This window comes from Serratia sp. BNK-10 (assembly GCF_047456065.1).
Classification (GTDB): Bacteria; Pseudomonadota; Gammaproteobacteria; order Enterobacterales; family Enterobacteriaceae; genus Serratia; species Serratia ureilytica.
In genome coordinates this window covers 4984000-5007392 of the sequence record NZ_CP179894.1, presented here as the reverse complement: position 1 = coordinate 5007392, position 23393 = coordinate 4984000, and the positions used below count along the sequence as shown (strand labels likewise).

The window sequence follows — 23393 nt, the reverse complement described above, 5'->3', positions numbered from 1 at the left end:
TATCGCATTCAACATGCAACATCACGCCCCCTTCAGTTCCGAGAGAGACGGCTTGATAACAAATACACTCCCTCCATGGCTTCAAAAAGTGACGACCCTGCTGTTGTGGGGACTGACGTTCTATCTTGCAGGACTGGCCTCCCTGAAATTTGACGCTCCGGATTCATCAATTGCCCTCATGTGGTTCCCCGCCGGCGTTGCCGTAGCCGCCTTCCTGAGTGCACGCTGGCGTGATTATCCCGCCCTGTTCGTCCTATTTACGCTGACTACCGTCTTGCTGGATGCGCAATGGCATTCCCCCGAAGGCCTTGCGCTGTCCGTGGGCTACGCGTTCTTGTCCATGCCGGCCAGCGTCATTATCGCCTGGATTGTGCGCCGCTTTGCGCGCCTGAATGATGACCTGCACGTTATCCTGCTCTGGATAGTGGCCACGCTGATTATCAGCGCCCTGGATGCATTGGTGGTGGGCGGAGGGTATGCACTGCTGCACGGCCAGCCTCTTCTGAGCACCCTCTGGCACGGGTTTATTGCTGATGTGACCGGCATCGTCTTTGCGACCACCATTGTCATGGGATTTATCAACAAACGCGGCCCCCGCCTCGCAACGCACCACATGGCGCGAATATCGGGTCTGGCGCTCTGGCTAGTGCTCTGTGCGATAACCGCATTTATCTTTGGCCTGCCCCCATCAGGGTTAACGGCAGACACCGCCGCGCTCTATTTCGGCCTGGCCTGCCTGCCCGTCGCTCTTGTGATGATACTCGCCATGCTCTGGGGCAACCGTGGCGGCTCAGTTGCCTTACTGACGCTGGGCGGCATCGTGATTTATCATACTGACCGGCATCAGGGGCCATTCTTTATTCACGCGTTTGGATCCGCCGAGTCCTTGTTGCTTGCTCTCAGCTATCTGTCTGCCACCGCGCTGTTGGTGGTGTTTATTCGGGTCATTAGGCGCTCGACCAGCAGCTTTGATCCGGATACCGGCCGGCTCGCCGGTCAGGGAGTTTTCTATCGTCTCGATCCGACGTCGGGTGCGCTGCATTGGGAAGGCGAGCTTTCGACATTGCTCGGCCCCGTCGAACCAGAACTATGGAAGCGCGCAGAACAGGTGCTGCAGCGCGTTCATCCCCAGGACAGGGACCCGCTGTACGCCCACTGGTTTGCATCGCCTCGAGCCAAACGCGTGCCGCTGCTTTTTCGCATTCAGGTGCCCGAGGGGGAATGGGTGACCCTGGTCGATAGCGGGGGTATCCATATCACACAAAACGAAGAAGACGCGATCGTGGGTAACTGGCAGGCAAGCCATTATCATCTGGCGCTCTGAATGAAAATGCTGTCGCTAATGTAGGAGGCTTTTGGCTGTGATCCAGATTATCCTGTTATTGTTTGGCGCCGATTTTGTTCGCAGCAAGGCCAAATACCTGATGCTGACCGGTATTTTCTGGTTCATGCTCGGCGCAGCCATTTTTGTTGATGGTCTGGATGGAGTGACTTACTTCCCAGTGCGTTTTTTTGGTTTCCTGTTGCTGCTGGAAAGCCTGGTGACGTTGAGCATCGCCTCCAGCGGCGTTGGGGCACAAAAGGCCGTCCTCTATTTTAAAGGCGGCTTGTTCTGCTTTGTTGCCCTGCTCATCCTTGCCAATAAACCCTACAGCAACCTGCTTCTCGCTCTCATTTTCGGCTTTGCCTACTTTGTCCTCGGCCTGTTTGTGATAGCGTCGGCCTGGATAGTCAGATTCCCGCGTTGGAAAAATGCGCTCGTGGCGGGCATGGCCCAGCTCCTGTTTGCCGTATTCATGTTCAGCCCTTATCCGACGCATTACCAGGCCACAGTATCGGTATTTCTTGGTACCCTGATGGTATTAAGCGGTATCAATACGGTACGCCTGGCCCGCAGAATGGGTAACGTGCATGAAGGGGGCGCGATTTTTACACTGCTGGCGCCGTCCGAGAGACGCCACGGCCTGAAGGCACATCATCGTCAGCAACCGCAAGATGACGACATCATCGCGCCAGTCAGCTTCGTCGAGCCGCTGACGGTTCACGTCTGGACACCGGAGGCCACGGTCAATACCGCACCGGTCCCTCGCCCCGTCATCAACCGTTATATTGCGGCAGTAGACACAAAGGGGGTTATCTCTACCGGCCATGCCGCGCTGGAAATACCGCCCAGCATATATATCAGCCTTTACCCCGCGGCAGATATCGATCGCTCACCGTCCGAGTTTCTCAATGTTCTCAAGGCAACCCAGGATAATGATGTGCCGGGGATGTTCCAGCCTGACTATGCCACTGAAGCGGCCAACTGGTGTGAGTCGGACCGAAAAATACGTTTTCATCAGTACAACGGCAAGGCTGTATGGCGCTATTGGCAGACCTATCGGCTTACCACCACTTATAACCTGACCTATCGCAACTGCTCCAGCAGTGTGGCCTATGCCCTGGAAGCCTCACTGGATGGTGTTCTTTCAGCGCGGAGCAAAAGCTGGCTGACAACATTACGCACGCTGGTCATGCCTGAGCTGTGGATAGCCGCGCAGGTCCGTAAACGCGCCCTGTCAATGGCCTGGACACCCGGCCTGGTCATGGATTATGCCCGCGCACTGCGAAGCGTTGTTGACTCACTGCCTGCTCCCTGGTATCAGCGTGCCTTTCACCGCTGGCGAAACAATTCGAAAGCCAAGGGATAACCGTAAACCTGATTTTAATCGCATTCCCCCACCTTGGCTTCGGTCAGTCTTATACGGAGGCAGTTTTATATAAAACTGCCCTCAGGGAAACAGCGGCCTGACACAAAAATCGGCAATAGCTTTTTCACCTTTTGGCCCACACAGATAATAGAAAAAAAAGTCGCGATTAATCCTATTAATTCAAAGAACACCACCAACAATAAATACACATCATGAATATCATTCAATGAAACCTTAATTTTTTCGTGACTCAACTCACACCCCACATTAACCATGGCATTATCATGCTGTACGTTTCATATCCATTGATGTTTTCTTGTTATTGTCGACGGTGCTAGCAAACGTTTTTATGGACAATCAATAAACACAGGAGAAAGAAATGATTTACAAAAAAGGCATGATAGTAGCCGCCGGAATACTGGTCACCTTATTCTCCCTGCCATCACATGCCGCCACGTCCCAATACCTTTGCTCTGGTAATACCCGCAGTGCTGGCAGTGCAAGTGATGCCGACTCGGGTTACTGGGATGGCGTTTTCACGGCCAGCAGCGCTCAGGAAGCCGCAGCCCAGGCCAAACGGAAAATTCAGTCGCAGAACCCGGGGGATACTGTGGTTGTCTTTGATTGCCGTCGTATTTAACCCATGCGTGATGTTTCACCAGACGTGCAGATAAATCCTTAATCGTTTGTCGTCTGTTTAATCAATGCAGGGCTGACATACAGCTCTGCATCTTTATTTTTATCCCGACTATCTCTACGACTCATCGATGTCAACTTACAGCCAAATTTGACAACGGATGTCACACCCCTTTTCGAGCCTTTATCTTTCCGATTGTACGATAAAAACGTCATTCCATTAGCGATAAACCTATTGCACTGTATTGTTAACGGCATCCATTGCCCTGAACAGGCGGCTGAGTTGTTTTCTGCGGGCATGAATTGGGATGGAAAAACCGGCCGGAGCCGGTTTGGAAAACATGGTTGTTATGGTGTAGACGTTTTGGATAACAGAATGATAATACCCTGGTGTTGTTGCGTATTATATTCATCGTCACTATAGGCCGCAGAGCAACTGACCGTCCAATGGGTTTGGTAGATCGATAACCCTGTATTGATCGGCATAGCCGATCGTCATCAGCGCACGGCTACGCCTCGCACTTCGGTAACCAGTCCATGTCACAATCGTCACTCAGCCGCAGATTGGTCTGGATACCCAGTTTGGTACGGCGTTTGAGCAACGTATGCTCGTACTCTTTCAGCGTTTGCGGCACCGCCAGGCCGAAGGCCGTCAGGTTCATGACATGCTGATAGCCGCGTGCCGCCATAAACGACAGGTAGGCGTGATACAGGTAGCGGCGCGGATTGGCCGGAGTGATGTTGGCATTGCCGATCATCATGCCTTCCGGCGCACCCAATACCGTCAGGTAGCCACAAAAATCAACCAGCGGGTCGGCCTGGCGCTTGATGGTCAGCGCTTCGTCCGAGCTCTGCTGCGCCTGGAGCAGTGTGCGGGCGTCATTCGGGTTGGCGAAACGCTGCATCAGGTGGCGCACAATGACGGCCAGCTCCTGGGTGATTTTGTCCAGCAACTGCGGGTCGCGCTCGGTCAGCGGTATCGCGTCCGGGAAGGTGATAATCACCCGCCGACGGGAGACACCGCCGCTGCGGTCGCTGAACTGCATCGGGTTGTTGTTGACCGCCAGTATCACCGCCGGGATGTAGGCGGCGTAGGCGTCGCGGTATTTGGGGTCGATGGCGACCGCATCGCCGCCGGTGATGGCCTTGATGCCTGCTCCGTCGCCGCTCCACTTCTCCTGGTCAGGCAGGATAATCAGCGAGTAGCCGACCACCGACGCCCGTTCGCGCGCCGACTCCAGGTTGTCGATGGTGGCCGAGGTGGTGTTGTCGGCTCCAGCCAGCAGCCGGGCGATGGCCGCCATCACGCTCTTGCCGCTGCCGCCCGGGCCGGTCACTTCGAGGAACAGCTGCCAGTCGTAGCGGTTGGCCAGCACCATAAAGAGCGCGGCGAGAATGCGCTCCTGCTTGTCATGATTGCCTCCGGCGGCCCGCGTCAGCCACTGCCAGAAATGCGGCGCATGGTCGGCCAGGTTCTCCCCGGCACGCGGTGGCGTGTAGTCCACGCTGTTGACGGTGCGCAGCCAGTGTTCTTGCCTATGTGCGCTGAACTGGCCGTTGACGGTATCGAATACCCCGTTACGAAAGCCTATCAACCGGCGAGCCGGGTCGCCCATCTGCGGCACCATCAGCTTGAGGGTGTCCAGGATGCTGTTGATACCGGCGGCGGAGAACGGCGCGCGTACCTTCTGGAACAGCGCGGCAATCTCCCGGCTCAGCTGCCGGTGCGGCAGCACCTGCCAGGCGCCGCGCGTATAGCGGCACAGCTCCTCCCCCACCGGCGGCACCGCCAGGGTATTGCCGTAGTGCTCCGCCAGCAGTTCGGCTTTCTCGCTGGCGCTCATGGCTTTTAAATCGGCATCGCTCAGCGTGTCGAACGGGCTGGGCTGCGGTGGCTGACTAAACACCTGGAGCTGCGCGCGCGTGGCCTCAATCCCCTGATTACAATAGACGTCGTTCCAGTCGCCCTCCGTGGGCGGCAATGCCGGGACACCGCCGGTCAATTGTGCCGCCTCGGCAGCGCGGGTCTGCCCGGTGCCGTTTCGGTCATTATCGGCCGCCAGCAGCAGCCGTGCGTCCGGGTAGTGGCTGCGCAGCTGCTCTGCCACGGCGGCCAGGTTGTTAGCGCTGAGCGCCACGCACACCGTCTCGCCGGTCAGGCGATGCACGGTAAGGCCGGTGGCGTAGCCTTCGGTGAGCCAGATAACCGCGTTGTCCGGTCCACTCAAGGTGTGGCAGGCGGCTTTCACCTGCCCGCCTGCCAGCATGCGCTTGTCCCCGCTGGCGTTAATCAGCTGCACGTTAACCACCTCACCCCCGGCATTGTACAGCGGCAGCAACAGGTCGCCGGGCTGGAAGGTAATACCGCCGACGCGCAGCGGCTGACCCTGCAAGGTCAGGGTTTCTGCCTCCGGCCAGCCTTTGGCGCTCAGATAGGCGTTGCCGGTTTGGCACTGAGCGGCAGCCACCAGAGCTTGTGCCTGTCGCGCGGCTTTGCGCTGAGCCTCGGCCTTGTCTTGCCCGCCGGTCTTCTGTGAGGCATGGCCGATCTCAGCGGCCGTTGGCAAAGCGTTGGCGTTTCCTCCCATCACGGCAGCCACCTGTTCGGCGGCGGCCTTTGCTGACAGCGACAGGGCTTTTTCCACCAGGTTGAGGCCGTCACCGGCCCCGCACTGATTGCAGAACCAGGTGCCGCGTCCATCCTGGTTGTCGAAGCGAAAGCGGTCTTTGCCGCCGCAGGTCGGGCACGGCTGCGGCTTGCCGTTCGGCTGCAAGGCGATGCCGAGGGCTGGGAGTATCACCGGCCACTGGCCGGTGGCGGTGCGTACGGTCTGGGAAACGAACTGGGCGCTCATGCTCTTCTCCTCAGTGTACGGTGGCGTTCTGTGCCGCCGACAGGCGCTCACAGCACAGCTCGTCCATCATCTTTTGCCCCTGCGTGGTCAAGCGCGGTGCGGCCACCAGAACGTCCGGCTGCACCATGTCACTCAGCATGGTGCACGCCATATCCATGCCGTCCTCTGCGCCGTACTGACGCACAAAGTGCCCTTCCAGGCGCAGGGCAATCGTCATCTGCAGCTCGTCCAGCGTGTACCCGAGGCTCACCCGGTAAAAGGCGCAGGTGTCCAGATAGGCCTGCGCCACGGCGCGGCGGAAAACGGCGGTACGGACTTCAATCGGTAAACAGGATACAGTGTTCATGCGGCGGTGGCCTCCATGCGGGCAAGGATTTGGGTTTCACAGGTGTTGACGACGTGGCCTAGCTGGTCGGTCAGCAAGGCAATGACCGAGGCAAACGATGCCTGTTGCACGGCATCGGGGCGCTGCCCGCTGAGGTCGAGGGTGTCCAGCAGGTCAAGGAACAGCACGCCGGTGGCGTGCGCATGCTGGAGACGCAGAAAATCGGCGTGCGGAATAGGGTAATGGGTGTCACGGTAGTAACGGTCGGCCAGGGTGTTCATGCTGCCGCCTTAACCGGCAGACGACCGGCAAAGGACAACACGTAATCACGGGCCAGCACGCGGCGGGCATTGCGTTCGCTATCCGCCACGGTGCGCACGATACGCGGTGAAGCCGTCAGCGCAGACCGGCGCACGGCCGCGAACAGAAAGCAGAATGTCAGGTGAGTCGGGGTGAGGGTCGTAGCCATGGTGGCAGCCTCCTTGAAGTAAAGGTTATTGCTACCACCGAAGTTCCTACACTTATGGGTGGTAGCCCAGACGGGGGTAGGAATACCGGCCTTCAAGGGAACCGGCCAGCCCATAGGCTGCCCCGCCTGAGCCACCATTGATTGACTGCTGCGATAGCATAACATCCACCGCGCAAAAAATGAGCGCACAAAGGCTACGACATAAAAAAACACGCCTGGCGCGTGTTGTGTCGCCTTGAAGTAACACGGGTTCCTACGCCCGGCTGCCGATTGTGCGACAGCCGGGGGACTATAGCGCAGGGCCGGACGTGGTGGCAAGCCGTAAGACGCCCCCGGACGTTCAATCGATCGCATAGTGATCAACAGTCGGTAAGCGGGTCGTTGCGGGTATCGGCCACCGCACAGGTCAGCGGCATCGGCCCGGCACGGAACAGGTGCGGCTCAGCCTGGCTACTCGCCAGACGAATAATGCCGTGTTTTTCGCTGCGGTGATCCGGCAAGACGACGCCAGGCTCTTTGCGTTGTAACAGGATGGCTTCCGCGATAAACAGTGCGTCGTTGTCGCTCAGGGTAAAGTTCTGGCGACCAAAGGTTAATCGCATCATACGGCGTCCCCCTGGTGACGATTGGCGATACGCTCGTCCATCCACAGCTCAACCTCGGAGGCCAGCCAGGCGACGTTTTTACCACCGAGGGAGACCTGAGCCGGAAACTGCCGGCGACTCATCATCTCGTACACGGTGGAGCGGGACAGGCCGGTGGTATAGAGCACTTCCGGCAGGCGGATAAAGCGCTCGCGCGGGGTGTAACCTCCAGGAAGTACCGGCGACAGAGTGGATGGGGCGGGGGTGGAAACGGTCAACATAAAACGCTACCTCTTTGTGTCCGGTCAACGCTGACCGGGACTGTGTGAACTTCGGTAGCGCCCTATTATGTGAATATTTATCGGGGTGGCAACAAGGTGTTGTTGTGTGGTGGGACAGCTTTTATGCCTATTTTTCAACCAAATGGGTATATAGGTTAATATTGACCTTTATTGGCAAACCCAAAGAAATGAACGAGCCATGAATAGCAGTTTATTAATAGGCATAAACAGGCGTACTGGTGCTATCCCAGGCTAGCCAGGGAAAAGGCCCTTTTTAGCCGGGTGAACAGTAGTGAACACAGGATGATGAGTTAGATAATTACTCTTCACAGATTTATTAATTGATTTTACTGCCTTTTTTATCCTGGTGAACAGTAGTGAAGAGTTTAAAGAAGAACTAAAACCGCAAAGGTGATTTTGAAATCAGTATATGAGGCGGCTGCACAACGAAAACGCAGACGGGAAAATACAGCATGCTCACACTGACGGTACAAGAAGCCATCTCGGAACTCGCCGTGATGGGATAATCAGGTCCACTGCCATCACGCTATCACTCCCTATCCTTCCCCCGAAAACAGCCTTTTTCCTGGCTAGCGGGTGTCAAAGAACACGTGCATGCATAGAGTGCATGATTTTGCATACAAGAAAATGCAGCTTTAACTCCCTACCGCGCCAGCAGCGGCGCGGTCTGCGCTTTCTCATGCACCTGCATGAAAAGTGACACATAAAGCGGGCAGGCGAGGCGGGGGTAGCATTGCGCGCCAGGGGGTTTAACGATTTATTGGCGGTGAGACTGGCGAGCAAGGCCCGCGATAAAATCGGCGTACCACTGCAACATGTCACGACGCTTCTCAAGGTACTGGGCATGGTTGTAAGTGCCACGAATGCCGTTCTTGTCCACGTGGGCAAGCTGCATCTCAATCCAGGCAGAGTCAAACCCTTGCTCATGCAAAATAGTAGACATCGTATGCCTGAAACCGTGACCGGTGGCTCGCCCCTTATACCCCAGCAGCTCTATTACCTGATTCACGCTTTCTTTACTTATGGGTTTCCTGCGATTGTTTCGTCCAATGAAGATGTAAGGGTAATGACCGGTTATCGGGTGTAACTGTTTAAGTAATTCAACCGTCTGGGTAGAAAGCGGCACAATGTGCGGGCGGCGCATCTTCATGCGTTCTGCGGGGATCTCCCAAATGGCACGCTCAAAATCGATCTCTTCCCACGTGGCAAAACGCATTTCTTGCGTGCGGACGCCGGTCAGCATAACGATCTTCGCTGCATTCTTAGTAATGATGCTACCGGTATATCCTTCCAAATCCTTAACAAAGTAAGGTAGTTCCTCGGCCGAAAGGAACGGATGGTGCTTTTGTTTGGGAACGGCTAGCGCGCTGGCGAGATCTGGGGCTGGGTTATATTCCGCCCTACCGGTAATAATTGCGTAGCGGAATACCTCTCCGCAGCGCTGGCGTACCTTACGGGTCTTTTCCAATGCCCCACGCTTCTCAATGCGTCGCAGCACTTCCAGCAGCTCTAACGGCTTAATTTCGGCAATGGGGCGTTGACCAATATACGGAAACACATCCTGCACAAAGGTGCGCATGATTTCTTCTCTGTACGCCAGAGTCCATCGGTCAGCCTTGTTCGTGTGCCACTCGCGGCTAATAGCTTCAAAGGAATTCTCAACAGAAAGCTTCTGAGCGAGCTTTTGCGCCTTTTTCTCGGCTACTGGATCAATGCCATTCGCAACTTGCTTACGGGCCTCTCCGCGCTTTTCTCGCGCGTCGGCCAGCGTTACCAAAGGGTAGGTACCAAAGGACATTAGCTTGGCTTTTCCTGCATAGCGATAGCGAAAACGCCAACCTTTACTCCCGTCAGTGTTGATAAGGAGAGACAGGCCTTGGCCATCGTTGAGGGTGTAGGGCTTTTCCTGCGGCTTGGAACGTCGAATTTGTATGTCAGTTAGGAGCATGTGTATAAGTCGATTCTGTGCATAAAAACATTATACGCACCATTATACACATTTTTCTCGGATTCAGACGGTAACTCACGGACACCAGCGGACAATAAAACCACATAATAAATTGATTTTATGCATTTTAATGGACTTTGCAGGAACTACCCGGACAAGCTTTGGCGGAAGATCACAGGAGTCGAACCTGCCCAGGACCGCTGGCGGCCCCAACCGGATTTGAAGTCCGGCCGCCCCACCGGGGACGAGGATCTTCCTTGGAGAAGAGAAGAAGCAAGGCGCTGATTATAGCGCAGTTTGTTCGCTGCGCTAAGCGGGAAATGGCGGCCGCCGGCGATTCGGCGGCCGGGGAGCGCTACTTCAGGAAATCCTTCACGTCCAACAGGATGAACTCGTTGTCATCCGCCATATTGGGCTGGCGGCTGGAGGAGAACGGGAAGTTGTTGTCGTTGCCGACGATGATGTGGTTGGCGTCCACCACGTCCACGTTTTCGATGGTGAAGAACGGGAAGGTCAGCACGCCGTCGTTCAGCGGCTTGCGCGCCAGCTTGTTCGGATCCTGAATGTTCATTAGGTCGATATAGCCCAGTTTTTCGACCGGTTTACCGACGTTGGCGTCCGAGAAAGCGATTTTATACACTCGCTTGAACTTGGCCACCTGGCTGAAGCAGTTGTCGGTTGGCGCGCCGGCGGCGCAGGCTTTATCCGGCGTGCCTTCGCCGTTGTCGCGCTCGATCACCAGCCCGTGGGTGGCGTCGATCATGTTGAAGTCGCCGATGGCATTCTGGTTGTCTTCCAGTACGTACTGCCAGCTGCGGCCGGTCCAGGCCTGCTGTTTGACGTCGAACTCCAGCACCCGCAGGTAGCGTTTGCCGCCGACGTTCTCGAACTGTTCGCCATCCCACAGCGCCCCTTCCAGCAGCGGGTACAGCTTGCTGCCGTCCGGCGAGGCGGCCATGCCTTCAAAGCCTTTGGAACGCGCCACCTGAAAGTTCTGTTTGCCGTCCGGCGCGCCCGGCAGGGTTAGCGTCGGGTTGTCCGGCGATTTCACCACCTTGCCGTCCACTTTGGTGTCGAACACCGCCAGCACCTTGCCGTTCAGGTCGGCCTTGATCAGGTAAGGCCCGAACTCTTCACCGATCCATAAGGCATCGTCGGCAAACTGGAAGCTTTCCGGATCGAAATCGCTGCCGGTCAGATAGCGCTGCTCGGTGCTCTCGTTGATGATGTGGAACGGCACCTTTTTATCCGGATCGTGCAGGAACACCGTCTTCAGCGGCGCGACCGTGCCGTCTTTGAAATCGATCTTGTAGTGGTTGAGGTACAGCATGGCGTCCGGGGAGTTGGCCTTGCTGCCGAAACCATTGTCGGTCAGCACCCAGTAGGTGCCGTCGGGCATGTGTTTGATGCCGGAGTGGCCCTGCAGCGGCTGACCGTTGATCGGCAGGCCGATGCCGGTCAGGCGATCGGCGGATTTACCCGCCACGCTGCCCAACTCGGTGACGCGTTTCCCGCTGGTGTATTTGCCGCTCTGCTGCAGATCGCTCGGCGCGTCCTTCGGTGTGGAAACGGCGGATTTCACCGGCAGCAGCGCATGCCCCGCCAACGTCGCCGGCACCGGCTGCGCGTCGGCCCACAGGTTGGCGCTCAGCGCCATGCAGCCGACCAGCAGCGCCAGCCGGGTTTTGGTGTTGTGCATGTCATTGTCCCTTTTCGTTGTTATCGCCCAGAAGTAAAAGCAACGTCACTATAGGGAGCGGCAATGACAGAAATATTATTCGGCGAACGCCCGCCGGTAGCTGTGCGGATGGAAGCGCCAGGTGATGGCGATCAACACCACCACCAGCAGCGCGTGGATCTGCCAGTCCAGCACGAAGCCGCCGCTGTAGTCGCGCAGCAGGCCGGAAAGGTAAGGCGTGACGCCCGCCAACAGGAAGCCAACGCCCTGCATAAAGGCCACCAGTCGCCCGGCCGCCGCCGGCTGGTGCAAGTGATCGAGCGCCAGCACCAGGCACAGCGGGAACGCGCCGCCCAGCCCCAGCCCGGAAAGCAACACCCACAGCCACGGCAGCGTCTGCGGCAGATAAATCAGGCCGATAAAGCCGATCAGTTGCATCATCAGCGCCAGCAACAGCAGCGGCCGCCGGTCATGATTGCGCGCCAGCGCCGGCAACAGCAGCGCCCCCACCACCTGGCCGAAGGTCATCAGCGCCAGCAGCGAACCGCTGGCCTGCGGCTGCCAGCCGAGCTGCATGTAATACGGCGGCAGCCACGCAATCAGGCTGGTATAACCGCCGTTGATCAGGCCGAAATAGGCGCCGAGCAGCCAGGCGCGCCGGTTGCGTAGCAGGCTTGGCCCGCGGTTTTCGCCCGCCGCGCCCAAGCGAGATAGCCCGCGGCTGACCGGCCACCAGGCCAGCAGCGCCACCAGGGCCGGCAACGCCCACCAGGCCAGTGCGCTGTGCCAGTCGTGCCCTACGCTCATCAGCCACGGCGTGATCGCCGCCCCCAACCCGCCACCGCCCATCAGCGCCGCCGACCACAGCCCGGCCACCAGCGCCATGCTTTTGAGGAAGTGATGCTTGATGATGCCGGGCATCACCGCCTGGATCACTCCGATGCCGAGCCCGCCCAGCACCGCGCTCATCAGCAGTTGCACGCTGCCGGGGGCCAGTTCGCGCCAAAGCGCGCCCAGCCCGATCGCCAACAGGCTCAACGCCACGGCGCTGCGTTCGCTGAACAGTCGGTTGATGGCGCCGCCCGCCAGCGCCATCAGGCCCATCATCAGCACCGGCAGCGTGGTCAACAGCGCCGCGCCGCCAAAACTCAGCCCGGTGGCCTGGCGCAACGTCGGCAGCAACGGGCCGATCGAGGTCAACAGCGGCCGCATGTTCAGGCCGATCAACACCAGCGCCAGCAACAGGGGGTTGAGCCAACGGCGTGGAGAAGGTGAATTAACAGAATGATTTAACACGGCATATTCCTGGTACTGCGAAATGAAGAGTGCGGCGTCACAGCGCGATCGCCGCAGCGTTGCGTTACTGTAGGCAACGCCGCTAGTATTGGGAAATTAAATAATAAAATAGCCAACAGTGGGAAAATGAATCGCTACCCGATGTTCAATCCGCAGCTGCTGCTCAGCTTCGTCGCCGTGTGCGACAGCAACAGCTTCACCCGCGCCGCAGAGCGGGTGTTTTTGTCGCAGTCCACCGTCAGCCAGCAGGTGCGCCGGCTGGAAGAGATGCTGGGCAAGCCGCTGTTTGAGCGTTCCTCGCATCAGGTGCTGCTGACCGAAGAAGGCGTCAAGCTGTTGAGCTACGCGCGCCGCATTATCGCGCTGAATGAAGAAGCCCACGATGCGCTGACCGGCATCTGGCGCGACGGCGTGCTGCGGATCGGCATGCCGGAAGATTTCGCCGTGCCCACCACCGGGCTGCTGGCCGAATTCAGTCGCGAGCACCCGCACCTGCGGCTGGACGTCGCCAGCGGCCTGAGCGCCGATCTGCACAACGCCTACGCGCGTGAAGAGCTGGATCTGATCCTGGTGAAGCAGCGCCGCCGGCAACCGCCGCGCGCCGCGCGGCCGGAACCGCTGCTGTGGCTGGACAGCCTGGCCTTCCCGGCCATCGAGCAATCGCCGGTGCCGCTGGCGGTATTTCCACTGAACGGCCTGTACCGCGACGAGCTGTGCCAGGCGCTGGATACCCTCGGCAAACGCTGGCGCATCGGCTACAGCAGCGCCAGCCTGGCGGCGCTGACCGCCGCTTCGGCCGCCGGGCTGGGCGTCACCCTGCTGCCGGCCGGCTGCCGTCTGGCGACGCACCGGGTGCTGGGCGCGGCCGAAGGATTGCCGCCGATAGACAGTTTCGAACTGGCGCTCTACTACCGCGACGGCGCCCCCGCCGCCACGCTGGCCCTGGCCCAGCGGCTGGCGGCGTTTTGCGGGTTGATATAAATGCCGGCGCACGCCGGTCATTACCAAATCGAATAGTCACCAGTGGCAAATGTCGCTGCCAACCGGCCGGTTCCTCTCCTAAATTGGGGGATGTTTTCACCCACCTCACCTCTGGATTAAGGAACCGAACGTGGAAAACCCTCAACAACCGGGCCGCAGAGCCTTCCTCAGCCAAACCGGCAAACTCACCACCGCTTGCGCAGTGATCGGCCTGACCGGCGGCATGGCGCAGGCCGCTTCGCCTGGCGGCGAGCCGTGTGCGCCAACGCCGATGACCCTGACCGATCGCCACTACTGCCTGAGCGAGGTGCGGCTGGAAGACGGCTTTGAATACGACGGCGAAACGGTGATCGGCACCCGCACCGCGCTGTACACCCTGGAGATCAAAGACGGCAAGATCGCCGCCATTCACGCCGCCAACGCCGCATTGCCGGCCGGCGTGCCCCGCTATAAGGCGCAGGGCCGGCTGCTGCTGCCGGCATTTCGCGATATGCACATCCACCTGGATAAAACCTTCTACAGCGGCCCGTGGCAGGCGCCGCGCCCGCGCCAGGGCAAAACCATCATGGACATGATCGCGCTGGAGCAGACACTGATCCCGACACTGCTGCCCACCTCGCAGCAACGGGCGGAAAACCTGATCGCCTTGCTGCAGTCCAAAGGCAGCACCGTGGCGCGCAGCCACTGCAATATCGATCCGGTCAGCGGCCTGAAAAGCCTGGAGCACCTGCAGCGCGCGCTGGAAAACCACCGGGCGGACTTCAGCTGTGAAATCGTCGCCTTCCCGCAGCACGGCCTGCTGCACTCCAGGGTCGATGCGCTGATGCGCGAAGCGATGCAGATGGGCGTGCAGTACGTCGGCGGGCTGGATCCGACCAACGTCGACGGCGCGATGGAGAAATCGCTCGACGCCATGTTCCAGATCGCCCTCGATACCGGCAAAGGCGTGGATATCCACCTGCATGAAACCAGCCCGGCCGGGGTCGCCGCCATCAACTACATGATCACCACCGTGGAGAAAAACCCAGCGCTGCGCGGCAAGGTCACCATTAGCCACGCTTTCGCCCTGACCACGTTGACGCCGGGCGAACTGGCGGAAACCGCCACCCGGCTGGCGGCGCAGCAGATCACCATCGCCTCCACGGTGCCGATCGGCGGCCTGATGATGCCGCTGCCGCAGCTCAGTGAGAAAGGGGTGTTCGTGATGACCGGCACCGACAGCGTGATCGACCACTGGTCGCCGTTCGGCACCGGCGACATCCTGGAGAAGGCCAATCTGTACGCCCAGCTGTACCGCGGTTCCGACGAGTATCACCTGTCGCGCGCCATGGCCATCTCCACCGGCGGCGTGCTGCCACTGGACGATAAGGGGCAGCGCGCCTGGCCGAAAGCCGGCGATGCCGCCGAGTTCGTGCTGGTCAACGCCAGCTGTTCCGCCGAGGCGGTCGCCCGTCTGCCGGCGCGCAGCGCCACCTTCCATCAGGGGCGCCTGGTCGCCGGCCAGGTGAGCAAAGCCTAAGGTCGGTCCGTTGTTGTCATCATGATGGCCGTTTTTGGCCTTCTGCCAGAGTAAGGCGCGGCGCAAGATGGTCGCTACACACACTGGCGGAGGGCCGAAAATGTCACAGAGCGCGTTATTGATCATCGATGTCCAGCAATCATTCCAGCACCGTCCATTCTGGCAGGAGGACGATTTGCCTGCGTTTCAACAGGCGCTGACCCGCCTGATTGCGGGCTGCCGACAGCGCGGCGCGGCCCTGGTCGACGTGCTGCACGTTTCGCCGCAAGGGCCGTTCTCACTGGCTTCGGGCCATGTGCAGCGCCTGCCGTTCCTCACCCACCAGGCGGATATCACCGTACACAAGCATGTGCACAATGCGCTGACCGAATCCGGCCTCAACGCCTGGCTGCGTGAGCGGGACATCAACCACCTGATCGTCTCCGGCATCCGCACCGAGCAGTGCTGCGAAACCACCACCCGGGTGGCGTCCGATCTCGGTTATCGGGTGACTTTCGTCACTGAGGCGACGTTAACCTTCCCGATGCGCCATCCCGACGGTGAAGTCTTTACCCCCGCGCAGTTGAAGCGGCATACTGAAACCGTACTGGTCGATCGTTTCGCCCGCATCGCCAGCGTGGATGAGGCGCTGGCGCAACTCGCACAGGAGTAATCATGTCGCAGGCCGTCTATTTTCTGCTGTTGCCCAACGTGCTGTCGCTGGACGTCAGCGGCCCGGCGGAAACCCTGCGCCTCGCCGGGCAGTTCAGCCTGCGTTACCTCAGCCCGGCGCCGCAGATCGTCTGCTCCATCGGCATGACGCTGAGCGGCCTGCAGCCGTTGCCCGAGCGCCTGGAAGACGGCGCCATCCTGGTGCTGCCGGGCGTCGGCGATTCGCAGCGCTATTTCGCCGGAGAGGAGGCCGAGCAGGCGCGCCGCTGGCTGGCGACGCTGCGGCCCGATCTGCAACGGCAGCGCATCACCCTGGTGTGCATCTGTTCCGGCGCGCTGCTGGCGGCGCAGGCCGGGCTGCTCGACGGCTATCAGTGCACCACCCACCACGACGTCATCGAACGTATCCGCCTCCAGGCGCCGGCGGCGCAGGTGAAAGAGAACCGCATCTTCGTCGAAGACCGTGGCGTCTACACCAGCGCGGGCATCACCACCGGCATCGATTTGGCGCTGCACCTGGTCCACCGCCACTGCGGCTCCGGCCGGGCGCGCGACGTCGCACGCGACATGGTGGTTTATTTCCGCCGCGCCGGCGACGATCCGCAGCTGTCGCCCTGGCTGCGCTACCGCAACCACCTGCACCCGGCGGTGCACCGCGCGCAGGACGTGATGGCCGCAGAGCCGGAGGCCGACTGGTCAGTGCCGCAGATAGCGGAGAAGGCGCACGTCAGCAGCCGCCACCTGGCGCGGCTGTTTCGCAACCACGTCGGCATCAGCGTGCGGGAGTATCATGAGCAGCTGCGGCTGGCGGTGGCACAACAGCGCCTGCAGCAAGGGTATGGCTTGGAGAAGGCCGCGCTGGCGGCTGGGTTTTCTTCCGGGCGGCAGCTGCGCCGCGCCCAGCAGCGCCAGCGCTCGCCGCTATGACACCAGCCGGCGGGTATCCAGCCGCTGCAGGCCGACAGACAGCAGCAGGCTGCCCCCCAGCGCCACGCCGAACACCCAGAAGATATCCAGCAGCGGGTGGCCGGTGAAATCAAGGTGCCGATTGCGCATCACGTTGACGATAAGGGCGTGAAAACCGTAAATCGCCAGCGAATGACGGGAAAATACGCTCAGCCAGCCGATCGGCTGCGGCAGACAGTGTTTCACCCACACCAGCAGCGCCACCGCCGCCATAAACACCAGCGGGCCGCTGTAGATGTAGTAGGTATCGGCGAAGTTGCCGTTGATGAACAGCTGATGCTTGGTGCCGCGCGCGATCAGCGCCACGCACAGCGCAAATCCCAACGCCGCCAACCAGCCCACGACGCGCCCGCGCGCCTCCATCATACCAATCGCCCGTCCGGCCAACGCATACAGCAGGTAGTAGAAGGTATCGCCGTAAATATACAGGTTAACCGGCAGCAGATGCGCGTTGCCGAAGGTCAGCTTATCGGTATTCGGGTTGGCGATCGCCGCCAACACCACCAGCGCGGCGGCCAGGTAGCGGCGCGATACCGGTTTGACGCTAATCAGCGGCGACAGCAGGTAAATCACCGCGATGGCGTAGAAAAACCACAGATGATAGAACACCGGCTTTTGCAGGATGCCGCGCAGCGACGGCCAGAAACCGATCTTGGTGAAAGCCGCGATATAGATCAGCGCAATGGCGCTGTAGAACAGAATGCAGCAGAGGATGCGGGTGAAATGCCGCCGGCCGGCGCTCTTTTCGCCGAAGAACAGGTAGCCGGAAATCATGAAGAACAGCGGCACCGACACGCGCGACAGTGAGTTCAGCACGTTGGCGATGTCCCAGTTGTGCAACCCTATCGCCGCGCCGTTGGTGACGTAATAGGTGGTGGCGTGGATCATCACCACCATCATGCACGCCATCGCCCGCAGGTTGTCTATCCAGCCGATTTTCTCGCTCAAACGCTCGCCCGATCTTGTGTCATATTGATATGTTAAGAAGAGGTTATCGGGCACGGCGTTCGGCGACAACCCAAAAGCGAAATATCAGAATGCACTTAAACAACACCTTATGATTGCGAAGGTGAACAATTGGCGGCAAAATAGCCGCCATAACTCGCTCAGTTTGCGCTTCCCGCCCTGGCAGTTCCTTTTTCTCTTTTACTATCAGTACAATAATATGAAAACAACATTACCACCTGCGGCACGTTTGGGCCGGCAGGCGCTTTTATTCCCTCTTTGTCTGGTGCTGTTCGAGTTCGCCACCTATATCGGCAACGATATGATTCAGCCCGGCATGCTGGCCGTCGTGGCGGATTTCAACGCCGGCGAAGAGTGGGTGCCCACCTCGATGACCGCCTATCTGGCCGGCGGCATCTTCCTGCAGTGGCTGCTCGGGCCGCTGTCGGATCGCCGCGGCCGTCGCCCGGTGATGCTGGCCGGGGTGGCGTTCTTTATCGTCTCCTGCCTGGCGATCCTGCTGGTCACCACCATCGAGCAGTTCATCGCCATGCGTTTCCTGCAGGGCATCGGCCTGTGCTTTATCGGCGCGGTCGGCTACGCCACGATCCAGGAGTCGTTCGAAGAGGCGGTGTGCATCAAAATCACCGCCCTGATGGCTAACGTGGCGCTGATCGCCCCGCTGCTGGGGCCGCTGGCCGGTGCGGCGCTAATCCACGTCGCACCGTGGCAAAGCATGTTCGTGCTGTTTGCCGCGCTGGCGGCCATCGCCTTCTACGGCCTGTGGAAAGCCATGCCGGAGACCGCCACGCTGCAGGGCGAGGCGTTCTCCGCCGCCAACCTGTGGCGCGACTACCGCCAGGTGCTGGGCAACCGCCGCTTCCTGTGCGGCGCCCTGGCGATCGGTTTCGCCAGCCTGCCGCTGCTGGCCTGGATCGCCCAGTCGCCGGTGATCCTGATCAGCGGGGAGTCGTTGTCGACGCTGGATTACGGCCTGCTGCAAATCCCGGTGTTCGGCGCGCTGATCCTCGGCAACCTGACGCTGGCGCGCCTGACCGGCAAAAACAGCGTGGAGCGCCTGATCAAGCTGGGCGCAGGCCCGATGCTGCTGGGGCTGCTGATCGCCGCGCTGGCGACTCAATTCTCCAGCCACGCCTACCTGTGGATGACCGCCGGCCTGAGCCTGTACGCCTTCGGCATCGGCCTCGCCAACGCCGGGCTGTACCGCCTGACGCTGTTCTCCAGCAACGTCAGCAAAGGCACCGTGTCCGCCACCATGGGCATGCTGAGCATGATGGTGTTCACCGTCGGCATCGAGCTGGCCAAGGTCGCCTACGTCTGGGGCGGCAGCGGGCTGTTCAACCTGTTCAACCTTATCAGCGGCCTGTGCTGGCTGACGTTGGTGGCGCTGTTCCTCGCCAAACGCCGCAACGGCGATCCCACCCCGCAGCCGAACGGCGCGGCATAAGCGCGACGATAAAACGCCGGTCTGGTTTCCCGACCGGCGTTTTTTATGCGGCTTCAGCCGAGCAGCCCCCACAGCGCATACCCCGCTCCCACCACCGCTACCGCCAACAACAGCAACGCCGACAGGACGGAGATCGCCCGCCGGGCACGCCGTCAGGTTTATCGGGTAGGGGAATTCGGCCTATCGCTCTTCGCGGGTATGCCAAATACGCAGAACATAAATCGTTGCCGGCTGCACCTGGTAACGTATCTCATAACGGCCGACCAGAATACGCCTCACTTCCCGCGGTAAAAACTCGTCCAGTCTTTCACCCAGGCGAGGATTATCGAGCAACGCTTTAGGCGCGGCGACCAAGGCCTTCACCGAATTCGCTGCCGCAGTGCGGTTAGCCAAGGCAAGAAACTCAAACAAACGCGCCAAATCCGGTAGCGCCTTACTCGTCCATTTTAACTCCATCAGCGCGGTACCGGCAGCGGCTCGTCACTGTCCAGGCTGGCCGCCCAGGCTTCTACCGACTCATGATCGATAACGTTTTGCTGTTCGACATCGGCCAGCGCCGCCAGCGTTAACCGACGGCGCTCTTCCTCTTGCTCAAGCCAGGCGGCGAGGGCTTGCTTCACTATCCATCCCCGTGAGCGTTCAAGTTTGGCGGCCATTTCATCCACCTTTTCAGCCAAAGGCAGCGGGACATGAGCGGTGATGACTTTCGTATTCATCGTCTTGCTCCTCAGTACAATCAATATCAATCAAAGTGATTAAAGCTGATTAAAGCTGATTAAAGCTGATTATACCGCCATCAGAGAACAAAAAACACGCAATCAGTTGCCGAACAGCCCGCCGTCGCGCAGCAGATGCTCGTTGCCCTTGCGGCGGGTAAAGCCGCTGCGATCGAAGAACTCCAGCACCTGGATTGCCAGCTTGCGCCCGACGCCGAGCCGATCGCGGAAATCGGCGGCGTTGGCGCCCCCGCGCTCCGCATCCAGCTCGCGGATCAGCGCCGCGAACTGATCGATGCGTCGGCTGAGGTAGTAGCGATCCACCACCACCGCCGTCACATGGCCCAGCTGAGCCGCCTTGCGCAGCAGCGCGCGCACCCGGCTTTCCTCTTCGCCCAGCTCGCTCGCCAGATCGCGCACCCACCACGGCTCGTCGCCGAACAGCGGCTCGATGCGCGCCCACAGCGGCGCCTCGTCGGCGCTGAACGCCAGGCCGTGTTCCGGCAGGTGCAGCCAGCCGCGCGTATTGCGCAGCGCGCCGGCCTTCAGCAGCCGATCGATCATCATAAACACCAACGCCTCCGGCTGCTGAGGCAGAGCCATGCGCCGCAGGCGGGCGCGCCCTAAGCCCAGCTGATCGGCGTGCTGTTGGTGATACTCCGCCAGCACCTGCAACAGGCGGCTTTCCGCCTGTTGCACCTGATCCTGCGCCAGCGCCCGGTCACCGACGATCAGCAGATCGCGGTTCGCCAGCAGTGCCGCCAGGCCGTCGTCGGTCAACTGACGCGCCCAGGCAAACGCCGCCAGCGACAGCGCGCCGTGCGGCAACTCAAGCGCCAGCGCCTGCGCATCGTCTTGCGCCTGCGCCAGGGCCTGCAGCCAAGCCAGATAGTCCGGCTGGCGCTTGCCGCGCTTGGGCGCATTCAGCCTGAGTACCCGGGCCGCGCCCAGCGTTTGCCGCGCGCCGATATCGCGCAGCACCAGCCGATCGTTCTCCGCCAGCCACAGCGGACGATCGAGGATCAGTTCCGCCAGCCCGTCGTTCAGCAGCGAAATGCGCCCGGTGATGTGGCTGGCGGCATGGTGCAGATGCAGCGGCTGCCAATGGCGGATCGGCCGATCCGTCTCCAGCGCCACCAGAATGCGTTCCGCCGCCTCCGGCGGACGCTGCGCCAGCAGCCAATCGCCGCGCGCGATCCGGTCTTTATCGACATCGCCGCTGATGTTAAGCGCGATGCGTTGCCCGGCCTGCGCCTGTTCCACGGTCTGATTCTGGGCATGCAGGCCGCGCACCCGCACCGGCGTGTCGGCGCCGGTCAGCCACAGCGTATCCCCCACCTTCACCCGGCCGCCGAGCGCGGTGCCGGTCACCACCAGCCCCGCCCCTTTGACGCTGAACGCACGGTCTACCGCCAGACGAAAACGGCGCGTCAGCGCATGCTCGCCGGGCGACAGCGCCAGCAAATGCGCGCGCAGCGCCTCAATGCCCTCGCCCGCCGCCGCCGCGGTGACAAACAGCGGCGCATCGGGCCAGCCCTGGCGCGCCAGCTCGTCGCGCACCTGAACGCGCACCTCATCGACACGCGCCACCTCCACCCGGTCGGCCTTGGTCAGCGCCACCGTCAGCGCCGGACGCCCGCTCAGGCGCAGGATCGCCAGATGCTCGCGGGTCTGCGCCATCACACCATCGTCGCAGGCCACCACCAGCAGCGCATGGTCAATGCCGCCGACGCCCGCCAGCATATTGGCGAGGAATTTTTCGTGGCCGGGCACGTCGATAAAGCCCAGCACCCGGCCGTCCGGCTGCGGCCAGTAGGCGTAGCCCAGATCGATGGTCATGCCGCGGCGCTTTTCTTCCGGCAGGCGATCCGCGTTGATCCCGGAGATCGCCTGCAGCAGAGTGGTTTTGCCATGATCGACATGGCCGGCGGTGGCGATGATCATGATGCGCTCAACGCGTCGATCAGCGCCCCTTCCTGTTCCAGACAGCGCAGATCCAGCCACAGCCGGCCGTCGCCGAGGCGGCCGATCACCGGCTGCGGCAGGCGGCGCCAGCGTTCAGCCAGCGCTTCCAGCGTGGCGCCGCGGCCGTCGCGCGGCGTGAAGGTCAGCGCATAGCTGGGCAGGCGATCCACCGGCAGCGAACCGCTGCCAATCTGCGACCAGCACGGTTCGGCGCGCAGCGCGAAATCGGCGGTGAACCGTGGCGTCAGCACCGTCAGCAGCCGCTCGGCCATCTGTTGCATCTCCTGCTGCGGGCGGGTCAGCAGCCGCAGCGTCGGCAGTTGCTCAGCCAGCTTTTCCGGCTGCAGATAAAGCCGCAGCGTGGCCTCCAGGGCCGCCAGCGTCAGCTTGCCGACGCGCAGCGCGCGCTTGAGCGGGTGCTGCTGCAGGCGCGCGATCAGCGCCTTTTTGCCGACGATGATGCCGGCCTGCGGGCCGCCCAGCAGCTTATCGCCGGAGAACGTCACCAGATCGACGCCGGCGGCCAGCAACCGCTGCGGCATCGGTTCGGCGGGCAGGCCGTACTGCGCCATATCGATCAGCGAGCCGCTGCCCAGATCGGTGGCGGTCGGCACGCCCTGTTCGGCCCCGAGCTGCGCCAGTTCGGCCTCATCGACCGCCGCGGTAAAGCCCTGAATGCTGTAGTTGCTGGTGTGCACTTTCATCAACAGGCCGGTCTGCTCGTTGATGGCCTGGCGGTAATCCTTCAGATGGGTGCGGTTGGTGGTGCCGACCTCAACCAATTGACAGCCGGCCTGGCGCATCACGTCGGGAATGCGGAACGCGCCGCCGATCTCCACCAGCTCGCCGCGCGATACCACCACCTCTTTGCCGGGGGCGATCGCCGCCAGCATCAGCAGCACCGCCGCCGCGTTGTTATTGACGATGCAAGCGTCTTCCGCGCCGGTCAGCCGGCACAGCAGACTCGCCACCGCCCGATCGCGATGGCCGCGCCCGGCGCCGTCCAGATCGTACTCCAGCGTCACCGCCTCCCCCATCACCGCGCTTACCGCATCCTGCACCGGCTGCGCCAGCAGGGCGCGCCCGAGGTTGGTGTGCAGCACGGTGCCGCTGAGGTTGAACACCGGCAATAACGCCGGGCGTTGCTGCCGGGCCAGCTCGGCCCGCAGCGCCTGCGGCCAGTCGCCGCACCAGGCCGGTAAACGTTGCTGCTGTTTTATCGCGTCGCGCGCCTCGGCCTGCAGCTGGCGCAGCAGTTCGCCGATCAGCGTCTGGCCATGCTGCGCCACCAGCGGTTCAATCGCGGGTTCTCGCAGCAGGCGGTCGATGGCGGGCAGTTGGCTGTAAAGAAGGTGGGATTCAGTGCTCATGGTCGCTCGGTTTTCAGTTTAGACGTATC

Annotated in this window: 22 protein-coding genes and 1 tRNA gene; 8 read left to right on the top strand and 15 right to left on the bottom strand. The window is 60.9% G+C overall.

What is annotated here, in order from left to right:
- Positions 1-88 precede the first annotated feature (88 nt).
- The 3 genes from ACMGG9_RS24025 to ACMGG9_RS24015 all read left to right on the top strand — a co-directional run bounded on the left by ACMGG9_RS24025 (position 89) and on the right by ACMGG9_RS24015 (position 3330).
- Positions 89-1324 (top strand): MASE1 domain-containing protein, encoded by a 1236-nt coding sequence (locus ACMGG9_RS24025; RefSeq protein WP_414161765.1) that lies wholly within the window; start codon positions 89-91, stop codon positions 1322-1324.
- 37 nt (positions 1325-1361) lie between these two features.
- Entirely contained in the window at positions 1362-2690 is a 1329-nt protein-coding gene (locus ACMGG9_RS24020; RefSeq protein ID WP_414161764.1) for an MFS transporter, read from the top strand.
- Between the two features lie 379 nt (positions 2691-3069).
- Complete coding sequence (locus ACMGG9_RS24015; RefSeq protein WP_089185515.1) at positions 3070-3330, top strand: hypothetical protein; 261 nt, start codon at positions 3070-3072, stop codon at positions 3328-3330.
- A 505-nt stretch (positions 3331-3835) separates the two neighbouring features.
- Here ACMGG9_RS24015 and ACMGG9_RS24010 read toward each other — a convergent pair.
- The 10 genes from ACMGG9_RS24010 to ACMGG9_RS23965 all read right to left on the bottom strand — a co-directional run bounded on the left by ACMGG9_RS24010 (position 3836) and on the right by ACMGG9_RS23965 (position 12699).
- Positions 3836-6181, bottom strand: coding sequence for a primase-helicase zinc-binding domain-containing protein (locus tag ACMGG9_RS24010; protein ID WP_414161763.1), 2346 nt, complete (start codon positions 6179-6181; stop codon positions 3836-3838).
- 10 nt (positions 6182-6191) lie between these two features.
- Entirely contained in the window at positions 6192-6527 is a 336-nt protein-coding gene (locus ACMGG9_RS24005) for a DUF5375 family protein (RefSeq protein WP_414161762.1), read from the bottom strand.
- The gene (locus ACMGG9_RS24000; RefSeq protein WP_147881529.1) at positions 6524-6787 is read right to left on the bottom strand and encodes a hypothetical protein; all 264 of its coding nucleotides are present in this window, start codon (positions 6785-6787) and stop codon (positions 6524-6526) included. Before ACMGG9_RS24000 ends, ACMGG9_RS24005 begins: the two co-directional genes overlap by 4 nt.
- Positions 6784-7329 carry a host cell division inhibitor Icd-like protein gene (locus ACMGG9_RS23995; RefSeq protein ID WP_414161761.1) on the bottom strand — a complete coding sequence of 182 codons (546 nt, stop codon included), beginning with the start codon at positions 7327-7329 and terminating at the stop codon, positions 6784-6786. The genes ACMGG9_RS24000 and ACMGG9_RS23995 overlap by 4 nt, the downstream gene beginning before the upstream one ends.
- Positions 7330-7334: 5 nt before the next feature.
- Positions 7335-7580: a hypothetical protein gene (locus tag ACMGG9_RS23990; RefSeq protein WP_414161760.1), complete on the bottom strand. Its 246-nt coding sequence runs from the start codon at positions 7578-7580 to the stop codon at positions 7335-7337.
- Positions 7577-7840, bottom strand: a complete 264-nt coding sequence (locus tag ACMGG9_RS23985; protein WP_414161759.1) for a helix-turn-helix transcriptional regulator — start codon at positions 7838-7840, stop codon at positions 7577-7579. The genes ACMGG9_RS23990 and ACMGG9_RS23985 overlap by 4 nt, the downstream gene beginning before the upstream one ends.
- 778 nt (positions 7841-8618) lie before the next feature.
- Positions 8619-9809 carry a tyrosine-type recombinase/integrase gene (locus tag ACMGG9_RS23980; protein ID WP_414161758.1) on the bottom strand — a complete coding sequence of 397 codons (1191 nt, stop codon included), beginning with the start codon at positions 9807-9809 and terminating at the stop codon, positions 8619-8621.
- 162 nt (positions 9810-9971) lie between these two features.
- A tRNA-Sec gene (locus ACMGG9_RS23975) sits at positions 9972-10066 on the bottom strand.
- Positions 10067-10164: 98 nt separating this feature from the next.
- Positions 10165-11508 (bottom strand): esterase-like activity of phytase family protein, encoded by a 1344-nt coding sequence (locus ACMGG9_RS23970; protein WP_042783417.1) that lies wholly within the window; start codon positions 11506-11508, stop codon positions 10165-10167.
- Between the two features lie 75 nt (positions 11509-11583).
- Entirely contained in the window at positions 11584-12699 is a 1116-nt protein-coding gene (locus ACMGG9_RS23965; RefSeq protein ID WP_274256746.1) for a cyanate transporter, read from the bottom strand.
- A gap of 210 nt (positions 12700-12909) precedes the next feature.
- On the opposite strand from ACMGG9_RS23965, the gene ACMGG9_RS23960 reads away from it, so the two are divergent.
- The 4 genes from ACMGG9_RS23960 to ACMGG9_RS23945 all read left to right on the top strand — a co-directional run bounded on the left by ACMGG9_RS23960 (position 12910) and on the right by ACMGG9_RS23945 (position 16861).
- Positions 12910-13764 carry a LysR family transcriptional regulator gene (locus tag ACMGG9_RS23960; protein WP_208061017.1) on the top strand — a complete coding sequence of 285 codons (855 nt, stop codon included), beginning with the start codon at positions 12910-12912 and terminating at the stop codon, positions 13762-13764.
- A gap of 130 nt (positions 13765-13894) precedes the next feature.
- A complete protein-coding gene (locus tag ACMGG9_RS23955) occupies positions 13895-15283 on the top strand; it encodes an amidohydrolase family protein (RefSeq protein ID WP_033645103.1) in 1389 nt (462 codons plus the stop codon).
- Positions 15284-15383: 100 nt separating this feature from the next.
- A complete protein-coding gene (locus ACMGG9_RS23950) occupies positions 15384-15935 on the top strand; it encodes an isochorismatase family protein (protein WP_069100550.1) in 552 nt (183 codons plus the stop codon).
- Positions 15936-15937: 2 nt separating this feature from the next.
- A complete protein-coding gene (locus tag ACMGG9_RS23945; RefSeq protein ID WP_101452792.1) occupies positions 15938-16861 on the top strand; it encodes a GlxA family transcriptional regulator in 924 nt (307 codons plus the stop codon).
- Here the strand turns inward: ACMGG9_RS23945 and ACMGG9_RS23940 are convergent.
- Positions 16856-17848, bottom strand: a complete 993-nt coding sequence (locus ACMGG9_RS23940; protein ID WP_147880992.1) for an acyltransferase — start codon at positions 17846-17848, stop codon at positions 16856-16858. The two genes, ACMGG9_RS23945 and ACMGG9_RS23940, sit on opposite strands and share 6 nt — an antisense overlap.
- Positions 17849-18065: 217 nt before the next feature.
- Between ACMGG9_RS23940 and ACMGG9_RS23935 the strand changes: the two genes are divergently transcribed.
- The gene (locus ACMGG9_RS23935) at positions 18066-19313 is read left to right on the top strand and encodes an MFS transporter (protein ID WP_033633516.1); all 1248 of its coding nucleotides are present in this window, start codon (positions 18066-18068) and stop codon (positions 19311-19313) included.
- 180 nt (positions 19314-19493) lie between these two features.
- Here ACMGG9_RS23935 and ACMGG9_RS23930 read toward each other — a convergent pair whose 3' ends face one another.
- The 4 genes from ACMGG9_RS23930 to selA form a co-directional block, all read right to left on the bottom strand.
- A complete protein-coding gene (locus ACMGG9_RS23930) occupies positions 19494-19769 on the bottom strand; it encodes a type II toxin-antitoxin system RelE/ParE family toxin (RefSeq protein WP_198772516.1) in 276 nt (91 codons plus the stop codon).
- Positions 19769-20029: a CopG family ribbon-helix-helix protein gene (locus ACMGG9_RS23925; RefSeq protein WP_033639076.1), complete on the bottom strand. Its 261-nt coding sequence runs from the start codon at positions 20027-20029 to the stop codon at positions 19769-19771. Before ACMGG9_RS23925 ends, ACMGG9_RS23930 begins: the two co-directional genes overlap by 1 nt.
- 102 nt (positions 20030-20131) lie before the next feature.
- A complete protein-coding gene (selB, locus tag ACMGG9_RS23920) occupies positions 20132-21973 on the bottom strand; it encodes a selenocysteine-specific translation elongation factor (protein ID WP_414161757.1) in 1842 nt (613 codons plus the stop codon).
- Positions 21970-23364, bottom strand: a complete 1395-nt coding sequence (gene selA, locus ACMGG9_RS23915) for an L-seryl-tRNA(Sec) selenium transferase (RefSeq protein ID WP_142074801.1) — start codon at positions 23362-23364, stop codon at positions 21970-21972. The genes selB and selA overlap by 4 nt, the downstream gene beginning before the upstream one ends.
- Positions 23365-23393 lie beyond the last annotated feature (29 nt).

Coding starts and splice junctions, on each gene's coding strand:
- ACMGG9_RS24015 (WP_089185515.1), top strand. CDS start 3,070: ATGATTTACAAAAAAGGCATGATAGTAGCCGCCGGAATACTGGTCACC.
- ACMGG9_RS24010 (WP_414161763.1), bottom strand. CDS start 6,181: ATGAGCGCCCAGTTCGTTTCCCAGACCGTACGCACCGCCACCGGCCAG.
- ACMGG9_RS24005 (WP_414161762.1), bottom strand. CDS start 6,527: ATGAACACTGTATCCTGTTTACCGATTGAAGTCCGTACCGCCGTTTTC.
- ACMGG9_RS24000 (WP_147881529.1), bottom strand. CDS start 6,787: ATGAACACCCTGGCCGACCGTTACTACCGTGACACCCATTACCCTATT.
- ACMGG9_RS23995 (WP_414161761.1), bottom strand. CDS start 7,329: ATGCGATCGATTGAACGTCCGGGGGCGTCTTACGGCTTGCCACCACGT.
- ACMGG9_RS23990 (WP_414161760.1), bottom strand. CDS start 7,580: ATGATGCGATTAACCTTTGGTCGCCAGAACTTTACCCTGAGCGACAAC.
- ACMGG9_RS23985 (WP_414161759.1), bottom strand. CDS start 7,840: ATGTTGACCGTTTCCACCCCCGCCCCATCCACTCTGTCGCCGGTACTT.
- ACMGG9_RS23980 (WP_414161758.1), bottom strand. CDS start 9,809: ATGCTCCTAACTGACATACAAATTCGACGTTCCAAGCCGCAGGAAAAG.
- ACMGG9_RS23970 (WP_042783417.1), bottom strand. CDS start 11,508: ATGCACAACACCAAAACCCGGCTGGCGCTGCTGGTCGGCTGCATGGCG.
- ACMGG9_RS23965 (WP_274256746.1), bottom strand. CDS start 12,699: ATGCGGCCGCTGTTGACCTCGATCGGCCCGTTGCTGCCGACGTTGCGC.
- ACMGG9_RS23960 (WP_208061017.1), top strand. CDS start 12,910: ATGAATCGCTACCCGATGTTCAATCCGCAGCTGCTGCTCAGCTTCGTC.
- ACMGG9_RS23950 (WP_069100550.1), top strand. CDS start 15,384: ATGTCACAGAGCGCGTTATTGATCATCGATGTCCAGCAATCATTCCAG.
- ACMGG9_RS23945 (WP_101452792.1), top strand. CDS start 15,938: ATGTCGCAGGCCGTCTATTTTCTGCTGTTGCCCAACGTGCTGTCGCTG.
- ACMGG9_RS23935 (WP_033633516.1), top strand. CDS start 18,066: ATGAAAACAACATTACCACCTGCGGCACGTTTGGGCCGGCAGGCGCTT.
- ACMGG9_RS23930 (WP_198772516.1), bottom strand. CDS start 19,769: ATGGAGTTAAAATGGACGAGTAAGGCGCTACCGGATTTGGCGCGTTTG.
- ACMGG9_RS23925 (WP_033639076.1), bottom strand. CDS start 20,029: ATGAATACGAAAGTCATCACCGCTCATGTCCCGCTGCCTTTGGCTGAA.
- selB (WP_414161757.1), bottom strand. CDS start 21,973: ATGATCATCGCCACCGCCGGCCATGTCGATCATGGCAAAACCACTCTG.
- selA (WP_142074801.1), bottom strand. CDS start 23,364: ATGAGCACTGAATCCCACCTTCTTTACAGCCAACTGCCCGCCATCGAC.